Genomic DNA, 13,098 nt, shown 5'->3' on the forward strand with positions numbered 1-13,098 from the left:
GGGCCGCAGCGTATTGGGAAAGCACTCCCGCTTCCCGGCCGACGGCGACCACGACCTTCCCGCCACCTGGCGCCACCAACGACAAGGGACCTCAGGTGGGTCGAACCGACTGAGCCTGCCTGGTGGGCCTGTGGTCTTGCGCTCGCCCGGCGGCCCCTGACCCGGGGCGTGCTCACGCCGCTCGCAAGGCCCGGCATGCCCCATTTCCAATGTCGTGGGAGGGCAAGGCCCGCGCGGACACCCGCACGGGGATTGCTTGTGGGTCAGCGGCGCTGCCAAAGCACTCCTGCATAACCTGTCGAAGGACCCTGGCGCGTCCTGTCAGTACCCGCACAGCATCTTCCAGTTCCACGTCAGATAACGTCCTGGCGAGGAGTCTGCGCAGCCCATCGGGGTCGTTACAGAGCTTCTCGATCCGCTCTATCGTGGGCAGCATATCCTCAATGGTCATGTGTTCATCGATATAGGTGAGCCCGTAGCGGCCACGGCCCATGTCAACGATACGGCTCTTCATCGCCATCCGGAAGGTTGCGTCATCAGCGAAGGGATTGTTCTCAAGCAGGCGCTTCCCGCAGACATCGGCCATCCCGTGGTCGATGCTGATCACCCGACCGTCGCGCGTGACCAGGTAGTTTCCCATGTGCCGGTCGTGATCGCCCAGGAATGCGGCGAGCACCCGGTCGCGAGCGATCTGAGGCTTCAGCGCGATCTGGGCCTCATGGCTCAGATGCTTGAGGCAGGTGCCGTTGGCATTGCGGACATAGATGCCCTCTCGTACCTGGCCGCCGATGGTCATTTTCCCCTGGGCGCAGGCCGGAACCTCCACGCCGACAATGTCCCCGACGTCCGCGTAAACTTGCTCTGCGCGCAGGTCGTAGTGATCCGCAAAGCCCTCGCCTGACCCTTTGAAGATACCATGCTTCTGCAATCCGTTCTCCGTCTTGCGCCAGACCCAGTAGGGATCAGAATACGTCCCCTGCTCGCCGGGCAGGGCCATCTGCACTTTCTGCACTCCGGGTTCGGCGTCAATCGTCGCGACCTCGTCCGTGCTGATCTTGGCGTTGTGGCCGTCATCCGGGCCTGGCTCAGCCTGGGCAAAACGTCTTCGGGTCTCGACGATGGTCCGAACCCGCCGCGTCTTCTCAGCCAGCATTTTCACCTGCGGGGTATCTCCTGCGCCCAGTTGCCGCAGAAGCGACAGGCGCTGGTGATAGCCGACCAGCGCCGCTTCGTACTCGCCCCTGATCACGAGACGATCCAGGTCGTCCGTGAGACGACTTGACTGCTGGCGGAAGTAGACCGGGGCCTCCGCGGGTTGAGGCGGTGCCACCTGCTTCGTGCCCGGCACAGCTTTGAGTTCCTGGAGCGCCCGGGTCGCTTGCTTAGTCTGGACGCCCCATTCCTGAATGCGTTTGTCCAGGAGTTCCTGCCACGCACGAGCTTCTGCCGACATGCCCGCCTCTGCTGCAGCATACGCCTCGCGAGCGATGCGCAACTCTTCCAGGCGCTCCCAACCGATGCCCGGCTCTCCACGGCGGAACTGAGAGCCGGCCTGGTCCAGCATCTCGCGCACCCTGTCACCCGATGCCCGCAGAGCGGCGCGGGCTTCGGCGGATGGCGCCCCGTCTCCGATCTCTTCCAGCGCCCTGCGCAGATGCTGGGAGTGCTGGGCACCCAGTTCGCCTGCCGCCTGCGCGGAGGACGCAGTCTCTTCGGCCGCCTTGATGAGACTGCGCAGGTGCTCGGTGGTAATGCCGTGCTGGATCATGATCTTCTTCATCACGTCCACGTCACCCGCACCCCAGGCGGCGAACAGCTCCCCGAACAGTCGCCCGGCTTCCGCCTCGGCGCGCCCGTCAGAACCGGTGAGGACCCCGAGGGTGCCGCCGGTTGCTTCGCCCACTTTCCCGATGGCAAGCTGCATCGCCATGTCGAGGCCGCGTTCCTGTACCCAGGTGCTGGTGGTGAAGAAACGGCTGAACTGGTCCACCAGCATCTTCCCGGCGCTGCTCTGGGAGAGCAAGGCGGGAAGCTTGCCGATGCCCAACGCGGCTGAGGCCGCCTCTTTGGCCGTGACCACTGCGGACGTGGCCGGGCGCGCTTCGCCGATCCAACCCCAGTTCTTGAAGAAGACCACCTTTCCGTCCACCCGCCAGGCCGCACCCGGCCCCAGCCAGGTGAGGACATTGGCGATGTTGACGCAGTCGCCCCACCACTCGAGGGCTGTTTCCTGGTAGTCGCTCTTCTCGAAGTAGGGGACTCCGGTGTCCACGTCAAGCATCTGTTTGGGGACTTCAGCCAGACGCTTCACATCCACATTGGCAAAGGCGGCCTTTATGGCGGCGCGCATGCGGAGAGCGTCGTCGGCATCCACGCTCTGGCCGGCTTCCGGGTACGCGGTGCGCATGAGCTTCATGAACTCGTCATTGGACAGCCTATCCAGGCCCTGGAGTGCCACGCCCCGCTCGTGGAGGCTCTGGATAAGCAGTATCCCGCAGTGCTGCCGGGCGACATCGTTCTGAAACTGCGATGCGAGGCTCTCCAGGGCGTCCTCACGGCCCACAGTAGCGCTGACGGCGCTGAACACGCCCATTTTGAGGAACCCGACGACCGCACCGAGCCAGCCCTTCTCACCGCCTTTCGCCAGCCGTTGGTCCAGTTCGCCACGCAGGTCCGCCGCTTCGCCTTCAGCCTTGGCGTCGATCGCCTTGAGATAGGCGTGCTCCAGTGTCCAGGCCATGGCCCGGGCACGGTCCTCGAGGCCCGCTTTCTCGACGGTGATGAATCGCCGGGCCTCCTCGGCCGTTAGCGGCGCGCCGCCAGGTTCGCCCCCCGACAGCAACTCCACGACCTTGCGGTAACCGTGCAATGCGTGACGGATGTCGCCGTTCTGGTGAAAGTAGATGGCTTCGAGCATCCGAACTTCGGCCTCCGGGGCGCCAGCATCTATGGCGTCACGGGCCGCCACCCGGAACAGGTCTCCTTGCTCCGAAGCAAGATACAGTTCGGCCCTGGCTAAGGCGCGCAGGCCCTGCGTGTCTCGGATGACCCGGGTTGCCGTGTCCCGGTTCTCCTCCACGTAGGCCTTCCTACCCTTGGCCTCCGCTTCGAGAATGATGCCGTCGTAATAAGTTTCGAGGGTCTCCTTGATGAGCTTGTCCTGCTCTGCCAGAATCTGGGCATGCTGCTTTGTGAGGTCGTTGATGAGCCGCCTGACCACATCATCTGCCCGGTCTGTGGGCTGGGGCTTCGGCCCCCAGGCATCGTCCCAGAAGTCGATCCCGAACTTGATCGCGGCCTCGAGGTATGTGGCCGATTCCGTTTCAGGCAGTTTCTCCAGAAGCCCGCGCAGGTAGGTCAGACGCTGCCGGATCGCTCGCGCCACCTCCGATTGGGCCCGCAGAAGCGCCACGGCCTCGGCCCTCTTACGCTCCGCAGTACGGACAGAATCCCAGAGGCCATCCGCCCATTTCTTCTCCAGAGCCCGTTCCTGGTCGATCTCCCGGAGGGTCTCCTCTAACGCATCGAACAGATGCCTCCGTTCTTCCTCTCGCGCGATGGTCGGCTCCGGTTCCTCCGCGGGCTCATATTCCGGCAGTCCAGAGGGCAGGATGTCATTCCATTCCGTACGCCACCAGCCGGGCTGCGGCCATGTATCGCGGTCCTTCGAAGTCCCCAGCTCGATGGGTCGGCCCGTATGCGCTTCGAAGATGCGGTCGGCCAGTGCGAGCCAGCGCTCCTGGTACAGCCAGAATCTGTCGACGTCATTCCGATGGGTGATCGCCGTCTCGGCGAGTCGGTTCCAGGCCGATGCCCAGCCACACCACGCCTGCCGATCCCAGAAGTCAGCGGAATCCACGGACACGTCGCGCAGGGACGACTCGTACCAGACCATCGCCTGAAGCATAACGGGCCACAGGTCAGCCCTGTTCATGACATCGCAGGCGTAGGCCATCTCACCGAGAGTGGTCCAGTCTCTGAGAGCCGCGGGATCCAGGGCGCGGGCGGCGCCCAATATGGCGGTGGCGTCATGGATGAAAGGCGCCACGTCGTCGGGTGTCCGCGCGGCAAAGCGCACCAGGTCGCTCGCCGCCACCCAGAGTGTGCCCGAAAGGCCGCTCAATCGCTGGGCACGCTGCCGGCGGAAATCCAGGGCTCTCTCGGCGGCCCCTTCCTCTCCCGATGCCGCGGCTGCTTTTTCGTCGGCCTCGAGTTCCTCGATTAGTTGGCGCCCGGCCTTGTTGACGTCCGCCGGTCCCTTGAGCGCCTCCAGGTGGGCCGGATTGCTACCGTCACGAACGAAAGTGAACTCGAACTCGAAAATGAGACGGAAGCCCTCCACAGTGAAGACATGCACTGTAGCCTTGTGCTTCCCATTTGACATTCCCCAGTGCTCACCGCCGCCCCACTGGTGGCACTCGCCGTCCGCTCCAAATCTGCGGTGCAGAAATCGCGTCTGTCCGTTGCAGACCACCGCAACCACGTGATCTTTGAGGTAGGGTTGCGCGATGGGGAACTCAAGCATCGCCTCCTCCCAGTTGGGGTCCTCGGACACCAGTTCTGCCAGAGGCTTGTCAGCTGGCAGCCCGCGCTTGCGGGCATCATCCCGGTACCGGGCGACTTCCGCCAGGTCCAGGTAGCTCAGCGTGGTGAATGCGAACAAGTCCGCAGTGCTGGAGGGGCTTTCGCAGGTGATCTCGTCGTTGAGTTCCGGCCCGTTCTCGTCGCAGCCCACCGTGATGTCTGTGAGAAAGAAGATGCGGCCTTTGGGAGGGGGCCCGGATGGTTCGCTCGAGGGACGCCTGGGCTTCCAGATCTGGGCGATCGCCCACTCGGCCATCTTCCGCACCCGCGCGTCCTTGTCCGTGAGGGCCAGTTGCAGGGCAGGCAAGGCCTTGACGGCCGATGGACCCATGCCGCCAAGGGTCTGAGCCGTTTGCAGGCGGATGTCGGGGAGCGGGTCGCTCAGGCGCTCGATGAGGTCGTCGATAGACAGCCCCCCGCTAGCCGCCTGCGGCGTTGCGGCCGGCTGTTCGGGGGCAGTAGGAGCCGTGCCGGGGCCTGCTCCGGTCGCCGGCGTCCCTCCTGGCCGGGCTGGTTCCTGACCCGCCGGCAGAACTGCCTGCGCAGGCTCTGCAGCGCCGGGCACTCCGCCCTGCCGGACGCCCTCAACTGGTGCGCGCATACCCTCCAGGCCTCGCAGCTTCAGCTTCGCAAGATCGCTGACTCCCGCGTCGACATCACGGCTTGCGGCTTCCAGCAGTCCTAACCCGGCGGCGGGGGCACCTTTCACGCAGGCGACGGACCGCACCGCAGTCTGACGAACGCGTGGATCTGGGTCCCTCAGCGCGGTCTCAAAGCCCCCGACGACTTCGGGCGTCATCTCCCGGGCCCCCGACAGCGCGGCGACGGATGTCAGACGAACCGCAACGTCAGGGTCCTCGATTGCCTTGCGCAACAGAGCCAGCTCCTCATCCCCGAAAGTCTCCAAAGCGGCAAGCTCCTGCGCGGCGGCCAGGCGTTCGCAGCGGCTGTCCGAAGCGATTCGGACGGCGATGCGCTCCAGTTGAGGCTGTTCAATTCGGGTGGTCTCGGCCTGCTGAGCCCTGCAAGAGCTGATAATGGCCAGAAGCAAGAGCGCTGGAACCGAGATCCGGATCGGAGCGATGTAACCGTGACGGACGTGTAGCATCAGTCTTACCTCCCGCGTGCGCAGCACGTCGATGGTTGCTCACTGCCCGATCGCGTACAGGTTCCCATCACCCGATGCCACCAAGAGCAGGCCGTTTCGGGCAATGACCGGTGGCGACTGGATGGCGCCCTGGGTATCGAAGTGCCAACGCACTGTGCCGTCGGCTGCGATTGCGTACAGTCTGCCGTCGGTGGTCCCCAGGAATACCGTGCCCGCGCCGTCAATGATCGGGGGGCAGACGGCCGGAGCCTGGGTTAGCAAGTCCCAACGGATGCTTCCATCAGGCCAGAGCGCATAGAGCCGTCGGTCGTCGCAGGGGATGTAGAGCGCGCCGTCGGGCCCCACCGCGGGTTGAGATGACGGCAGGGCCTGGTCCGGAAACTCTGCGGACCACGCTTGCTCCCCGTCCGGCATGTAAGCGGAGACTGATCCCCAGGCCGAACAGACAATGACGGTGCCATCCGGAGTGATGACAGGAGAGAAATCGAAGCTGAAATCCGGCTCCGCACGCCACTTGATCTTCCCGTCGGGACTGATGGCGTACAATGCCCGGCTCATGTCGGAGGCGCAAACGTATATGGTCCCATCTTCACCCACAGCCGGGCAACCGTCCACTGCTTGCCCGATGTCGATCTGCCAGGCCACCATGCCGTCGGGGCTGATCGCGTGGAGTTTGCCGCCCTCGTCGCCGAAATACACCGTTCCGTCACGCGCCACCGCCGGGGAGCTCTGGATACCCTCGTCCAATTGAACGAACCAGCGCAAGTCGGTCCTCCCACCCACGCCCTGCGCAGTGAGATCCTTCGCGGGCTCCGCCGGAATTGCGAGCAGTCTTCGCGTCACCGGAGTGCCCACGTAAATGGTTCCATCAGGGCCGATGGCGGGCACGGACTTGCCCACAGGTCCCGCCAGGTAACTCCAGTTTGCGCGTCCGTCCGGTGTGAGGGCAAACACCCGGTCACCGGAGGTCAGGTAAATGGTCCCATCCACCCCCACCGAGGGCGAGGCGAGGCAGGTCGAGCCTGTGTGGTACTTCCAAAGGACCGAGGGGGCTGAGGGGCCGAGCAGGGGAGTACAACCGGAGTTTCGGAGATCGTGCTGGTACTTCGGCCAGGCCGGAACAGGCTTCGCATCGTCCTCGGCCTGCATCACGTCTGCGCAAATCGGCACGATCGCTGTCAAGAGAAGAACTGTGCTGGCAGCAAAGGTCTTCATGGCGCCATCCCCACATCCATGAGCGGCAGCAATGCCGCTCGCATGGCCGACACACGCCGGCGGAGAACCCGGCACGCGCTGCCGGGGCGCTTCCACTCACCACTTCGGTGGCTGCAGCGCCGGTTCCTGCAAGCGCCCGATGCGTCAGGGTCGAGCCGGCTTGGGTCGGCGTCCAGGCCGGCGGACCGCCGCCAGCGCTTGACGCCCCGTTCCGGCGGGTGCTACCATCCCCCGCATGACCGAGACCCCTGCCTCCGAGCCACCGCTGGAGTCTATGGATGACGCTACTGCCGCCGAACTACTCGCACGAGGGCGCGATGCTCTGTTGCGTGAAGTGGGCAAGGTGATTGTCGGCCAGCGGGATGTAGTGGACCAGCTCCTGATCGCCTTGTTTTCCGAAGGCCACTGCCTCTTCATCGGGGTGCCCGGGCTGGGCAAGACCCTGCTGATCCGGACGGTCGCGGAATGCCTGCACCTGAAGTTCTCCCGCATCCAGTTCACACCGGACCTCATGCCTGCGGATATCACCGGGACGGACCTGATCCAGGTGGACCCGGCCACGGGGCAGCGCAGCTACCAGTTCGTGACCGGACCGATCTTCGCCAACGTTGTGCTGGCGGACGAAATCAACCGCACCCCGCCCAAGACCCAGAGCGCCCTCTTGCAGGCCATGCAGGAGCGCCACGTGACAGCCGGCGGCCGGACATACCACCTGCCGCCCCCGTTCTTCGTGCTGGCCACCCAGAACCCCATCGAGCAGGAGGGCACCTACCCCTTGCCCGAAGCACAGCTTGACCGGTTCATGCTCAGCGTTCACCTGGATTATCCATCCGAGGAAGAAGAGCGAGCCATCGTGGCGTCAACGACATCCGAGTGGTCGCCTCAGGTGGAGAAGGTCATGTCTGGCGAGGAAGCCCTGCGCCTGCAGAAGGTGGTGCGACGGGTGCCGGTGAGCCAGGACGCTTTGGACTACGCGGTGCGTCTGGCGCGCGCCACACGCCCCGGCGATCCGGCGGCTCCGGGTTTCGTCAGCAACTGGGTCACGTGGGGCGCAGGGCCGAGGGCCTCCCAGGCGATGATCCTCGGCGCCAAAGCACGGGCGCTCATGGATGGCCGCTACGCGGCCTCGCGAGAGGACGTGGCAGCGCTTGCTCTGCCTGTACTGCGCCACCGGGTGATCCCGAGTTTCGCTGCCGAGGCGGATGGTATCTCGTCGGCGGACATCATTCAGCGACTTCTCCACACGGTTCCCTTGGAGAAGTAGAACGACGACCGGCCGGCCGCCGCACTTGGGTGTCCGCCCAGGGCCTCGTTCAAAACAGCACGCTCATTCCCGCCGGGGTCGTCGCCCACCATTTGAGCATGTGTATCCGATAGGCCGCATACCGCGGGTTACGCGAGGGCGACTCCTCCACGGGTATGGCCGCCAGCTTGCCCACGTCCTCGTGCTCGAATTGCTTCAGGAACGCGCCCACGGTCATCGTCGAGGCTTCATCGATGCTCTTGGCGGTGGTCTTCGCGATTGCCGTGCACGCCACCACCACATCACCACAGCAGACTAGCCCCGCGCGGTCGGCGGTGAGTTCGCAGCGCTGCTGCCACGCATGGCCTAGCTTCTTGAGACGATCGATCTCGTCGCGGCTCAACTGGGCATCCCAGTATTTCACGGCGCCGCCCAGGAAGTCCCGCAGCGTGCTTGCCAGGTCGCCGACAAGCTGTGCCTTGCGGTTGGTGACGATTTTCACCATCTGCATCTGTGCCAGATAGCCGGTGTTCAGGTGGCCGATCTCCCGGCCGATCTGGAACAGCGTTTCATCGGGGGTCATGGCCCTCAGAACACCGGTGGGCACGGCGAGTAGAGGCGGTCGATCCTTGATCAGCACCGGGTGCATGCAGCGTTCCGGGAACACGAACAGCTCGGGCATTTCCACCCCGAGGCGCTCAGAGGCCTGTTTCGCTGCCTGGAAAATCTTCTCATGCAGACCTGGGTTGGCGTGAGCGCAGAGGTTCAGCACATAGTCCCACGCTTCGATGTCCTTCCACAGTTCCTGGATCTTGGCCACGGCCTCGGCGATAACCGGCTCTGATTCCCATTTCGCGAGGAACTGGCGGTCCTGCTCATACTCCCAGAGATGTGGATCGCCGGCGCTTCTCGTATCCGTTGATTCTGCCACTTCATCACCCTCCCCTTCCTCGACGTAATCACCCTCTTCTTCGTCTTCTCCCCAGGTACCGATTACGTTCTCATCCACGTCTCCCGCCACGAATGGGTCACCGCCATCATCGCCAAAGTCAACGGGCTCGTCATCATCTACATAGTCCGCGATATCCGCCACGTCGTCCGTGAGGGCCCCCCTGTTCCGAGCAACAAACGGGTCCGGAGCGATGGACTGAAGCCGCTCTAGCCGCTCAGCCGAAGCCGGGTCGACCTGTCTCATGAGTTGCCAGGCGACCTCGTTCTTCGGGTCTGCATGGAGCACGGTCTCCAACTCGTGCGAAGCCTTCCGCGGCTCTTCCAACGCGATGAACCGCTGGGCAAGCCACAGGTGGGCGTCGAGATAGGTCGGGTCTTCCTTGATCGCCTCTCGCGCTAGTTGCAGCCCACGGTCCATGTGCCCGCGCGACATTTCCTGCTCGGCCTGGTGGAACTTGAACATCGCGATCTTGCGCTGGGGGGAAACGTCGTCCATCACCATGGTACGGATGCCTCCCGGTTCACTCCCGCTGCGTCCGAGCATTTGCAGCTTTCATCTGATTCGCCGGCGATACGGTCATTCCTTCCGGCTTCCGCAAAAGTTCCTCAATATGTCTTGATTCGCAACAATGGGGCGCTCCGCACCAGACCCGCCTAACCACGGCGGAAGCGCACAACCAGATTGCCCACATTGCTGACACAATGGAGCGCATGCAGGGCTATCCAACCGTCGAGCCCTGCCGGCTTCATTTCGCGCGCGACCCTGGCGATCTCGCCCAGCCTGCGTGCGCACAGTGCCAGCCCCTCCGGTGTATCGGCAAATCCCGAGTAGTTCCACATGAGCCAGCGCGCCTCAGCAAGGAGCGGCCCGGCATCATCCGCCCCCCCCCAGATCGATGGGGTCAATGTCCGGGAGCACCGGCGCGGGAAGATCGCGGCAAACCCGGCCGGCTTCATTCCCGGCACGACGCCCAAAGACCACGCAGTCGGTAAGCGCGGCGCCGCCGGGACGATCTGCGCCGAAAACGCCGCCGGTACATTCTCCTGCGGCGTACAGGCCGGTCACCCCCGTCCATCCGTGGGCATCGATAGCGATTCCGCCGGGGGTGTAGTGGGCAAGAGGTGATACCCTCACCGGGCGTTCGCGAGCAGGCGCCGCCCCGGGCACGGCCTCCAGAACCGCTGCGAGCTCCGGATCACCACTCCAGTCAAGGTGGGTCATGTCCGCGAGGGCATCGAAACGCGCATCATCCCGCTCGGGGATAGATGCCCGACCTTTCCAGATGTCCGCCAGTTCCCGGCGCTCAACAGGAGTTCCGTCCGTCAGGGTGAACTTGGCCGATGCAAGAGCAAGACCGAACACGAGGATATCCTGCGGTTCCGGGCCTTCCGCGAGCCCGACAGTGTGGAACTTGCAGAAGCCCATGTCTCGCACCCGCGCTCCCGCGTCCAGGGCCAGCAAGAGGCAGTCGCCCATCGGACTGGCGGGGTTGTCATGCCGCGGGTATATGGCGGAGTGGCCTCCACCGCACAGAATCGTGGCCTTCGCAGAAATGCCCACGGTCGTTCCCTTTTCCAGGTCAAGACCAATCGCCCCGACACAGGCGCCCTCGTGCATCAGGAGCCGCGAGACACAGACTGGCCAGCGCATTTCAACGCCCTGTTTTCTCGCGAAGGCGGCAAGTCTCTGTGTCATTGGTCTACCCCACCAGCGCGTGGGGCCGGTCATGGTGAGGGTCCCATGCTTCACCTTCGCTTCGACCCCAAACCTCTGCAGCAGCTCCGTCAATGCCGGCCCGCTGTCATATGCGAGAATACGCTGCAGACAAGGATCGGCGCAGTCACTATCGTGCTCCTGCAACGCCGCCAGGTAGCCGGCTTCGTCCCGTCCACCCACAGCGCCGGACAGATGCCCTCCGGCAGCCGCGGAGCAGTTGTCGACCCCCGGCTCCGTCTTCGAGACGAGAAGCACATTGCGGCCCAGCGTGGCCGCTTCTATCGCTGCGCGCAGGCCCGCAAGCCCGCCACCAATCACGAGAACATCTACGCTGATCTGTTCAACCATCGGTGACTCCGGTGTCACCCGGTCGCTAAGCGCCGGGGCATGAGAAAAGGGCGCGAACCTGCGAACCTATCGTCGCTCGTTCCGCGCCCTTTGGTTCAACGTCGCCACGCCATTGTCCTGCGAAGACGCGCTACTTCCCGACGGGCGTTGCCCTGGCGTAGGACCGAGTGCTGGCGGTCACCCGGGCCCTGACTTCGCCCTCTGTCTTGGGCGAGACCTCCGGCAGTTCCACCACGATCCCGTCGATCACCGCGATTAGCGCTTCGCCAGGGATCGGCAAGACAACGTCGGGGGTGATCGTCAGCTTGCGCCCCTTGCGGAAGCTTGGGAACTGCTTCTCGATTTCCTTCTTCGTGCCTGCATGGATGTCATACCGTTCGGGGTGGATGCCCTCGTCGGCGCGGAAGTGCAACTGCTTACCAAGCTCCTCTTCCAGCCTGTCCGCATCCTCGCCCTGAGGACCGATGAGCGTGAGGCAGACGCGGGGGTCGGAGACGACCGCGAAGGCCTCGGCGTCCTCCTGTGCGGCCCGCAGGCGCAATTCCTCGGAAATCCGCCCTGCCATGGTTTCGGCGCTCAGGATGAAACCGTGGCCCTGACAGCACGGGCAGGCTGTGGTGAGCTTCTGCTGCAGGCTCATGCTGGTTCTCTTGCGGGTCATCTCCACCAGTCCAAGAGGCGTGATGTGCATGATCCGGGTGCGCATCCGGTCCTCTTTGAACGCCCCGCGCAGTGCAGTCATCACCTTCTCACGATGTTTCTGCTTGTCCATGTCGATGAAGTCGATGACGATGATGCCGCCAATGTCCCGCAAGCGCAACTGTCTGGCGATCTCCTCGGCAGCCTCAATGTTGGTGCGCAGAACCGTATCCTCAAGGGTCTTGGCGCCGGTAAACTTGCCGCTATTCACGTCGATAGTAGTAAGGGCCTCAGTCTGCTCGATATTGATGTGCCCGCCGTGGGGCAGCCAGACTTTGGGCAGAAGCGCCCGCATAATCGCCTTCTCCAGGTCGAAGTGGGCGAAAATAGGCTCCGGACCCTTGTAAAGCTGCACTCGGTTGCGCAGTTCGGGGGCAACGTTGTCCAACAGGTTGAGCACCTTATCATACGTGACCTTGTCGTCTACGTAGAAGTGCTCGGTGTCTTCGTTCATCACGTCTCGCACGACCTCGAACACAAGCGTGAGGTCCTCATGCACAAGGGCCGGAGCCTTCACCTGGCGGGCTTTCCCCTGAATCGAGCGCCAGAGCTTGGTGAGGAACTTCACATCGTCCTCGAAGTCTTTGCGCTGGGCGCCTTCGGCCCGAGTGCGGACGATCATCCCGAACTCTTCCGGCTTGAGGGATTGGGCGATGTCGCGAAGCCTCGCCCGTTCCTTATCGTCGGTGATCTTCTTGGAGACGCCCACTTTCCCCCGCCCGTCATGGGTAAGCACAAGGTAGCGGCCAGGCAAGGCGATGCGTCGCGTTGCGCGGGCGCCTTTAAGCTCTACCGGGCCCTTGGTCACCTGGACGAGGATCTTGTCGCCTTCCTTGAGAACTTCGCGGATCGGCGGGAACCCGTTCATCTTGTGGCGCATCTGCTGCCTGGAGGGTTCTTCCTCCATAGCGTCGGAAACGTGGATGAACACGTTCCTCTCCACGCCGCAGTTCACGAAAGCCGCATCCAGCGCCGGCACGACGTTTTCCACGACTCCCATATAGATGTTGCCCACAAGGCTGTCTTCGCGCTCGTACATCACCTCGACGAGTCTCTTATTCTCAACAATCGCGACTCGCGTCTCTCGTCCGTGGACATTGACTACGATGTCTGTTCCCATTGCTGCGATGATCCGCTTCCTTCTGGACCGGGGTTAGCGTGGGCCGGTGACACGCCACCGGATGCCATGAGGGCATCCCCGGCGCTCTGTGCCCATTCCCACGGGTCCAAGTT

7 protein-coding genes are annotated in these 13,098 nt (G+C 63.9%); 1 reads left to right on the forward strand and 6 read right to left on the reverse strand.

Annotation, left to right across the window (positions count from 1 at the left end):
• Window positions 1-172 precede the first annotated feature (172 nt).
• Both HPY44_10310 and HPY44_10315 read right to left on the reverse strand, forming a co-directional pair.
• The gene (locus HPY44_10310; protein ID NSW56399.1) at window positions 173-5,692 is read right to left on the reverse strand and encodes a HEAT repeat domain-containing protein; all 5,520 of its coding nucleotides are present in this window, start codon (window positions 5,690-5,692) and stop codon (window positions 173-175) included.
• Window positions 5,693-5,731: 39 nt separating this feature from the next.
• A complete protein-coding gene (locus HPY44_10315) occupies window positions 5,732-6,907 on the reverse strand; it encodes a PQQ-like beta-propeller repeat protein (protein NSW56400.1) in 1,176 nt (391 codons plus the stop codon).
• A gap of 235 nt (window positions 6,908-7,142) precedes the next feature.
• On the opposite strand from HPY44_10315, the gene HPY44_10320 reads away from it, so the two are divergent.
• Window positions 7,143-8,171 (forward strand): MoxR family ATPase, encoded by a 1,029-nt coding sequence (locus HPY44_10320; GenBank protein NSW56401.1) that lies wholly within the window; start codon window positions 7,143-7,145, stop codon window positions 8,169-8,171.
• A gap of 49 nt (window positions 8,172-8,220) precedes the next feature.
• Here HPY44_10320 and HPY44_10325 read toward each other — a convergent pair whose 3' ends face one another.
• From HPY44_10325 to HPY44_10340, 4 genes are all read right to left on the reverse strand, one after another.
• Complete coding sequence (locus tag HPY44_10325; GenBank protein ID NSW56402.1) at window positions 8,221-9,603, reverse strand: tetratricopeptide repeat protein; 1,383 nt, start codon at window positions 9,601-9,603, stop codon at window positions 8,221-8,223.
• 152 nt (window positions 9,604-9,755) lie between these two features.
• Window positions 9,756-10,007, reverse strand: coding sequence for a hypothetical protein (locus tag HPY44_10330; protein ID NSW56403.1), 252 nt, complete (start codon window positions 10,005-10,007; stop codon window positions 9,756-9,758).
• A complete protein-coding gene (locus HPY44_10335; GenBank protein NSW56404.1) occupies window positions 9,976-11,166 on the reverse strand; it encodes an FAD-binding protein in 1,191 nt (396 codons plus the stop codon). Before HPY44_10335 ends, HPY44_10330 begins: the two co-directional genes overlap by 32 nt.
• A 130-nt stretch (window positions 11,167-11,296) precedes the next feature.
• Entirely contained in the window at window positions 11,297-12,985 is a 1,689-nt protein-coding gene (locus tag HPY44_10340; protein NSW56405.1) for an Rne/Rng family ribonuclease, read from the reverse strand.
• Window positions 12,986-13,098 lie beyond the last annotated feature (113 nt).

The sequence above is a fragment of the Armatimonadota bacterium genome (genome assembly GCA_013314775.1).
GTDB lineage: Bacteria > Armatimonadota > Zipacnadia > Zipacnadales > JABUFB01 > JABUFB01.

Excerpts from the sequence above, each read along its gene's own strand:
- HPY44_10325 (NSW56402.1), bottom strand. The coding sequence starts at position 9,603 with ATGGTGATGGACGACGTTTCCCCCCAGCGCAAGATCGCGATGTTCAAG.
- HPY44_10320 (NSW56401.1), top strand. The coding sequence starts at position 7,143 with ATGACCGAGACCCCTGCCTCCGAGCCACCGCTGGAGTCTATGGATGAC.
- HPY44_10315 (NSW56400.1), bottom strand. The coding sequence starts at position 6,907 with ATGAAGACCTTTGCTGCCAGCACAGTTCTTCTCTTGACAGCGATCGTG.
- HPY44_10310 (NSW56399.1), bottom strand. The coding sequence starts at position 5,692 with ATGCTACACGTCCGTCACGGTTACATCGCTCCGATCCGGATCTCGGTT.
- HPY44_10340 (NSW56405.1), bottom strand. The coding sequence starts at position 12,985 with ATGGGAACAGACATCGTAGTCAATGTCCACGGACGAGAGACGCGAGTC.
- HPY44_10335 (NSW56404.1), bottom strand. The coding sequence starts at position 11,166 with ATGGTTGAACAGATCAGCGTAGATGTTCTCGTGATTGGTGGCGGGCTT.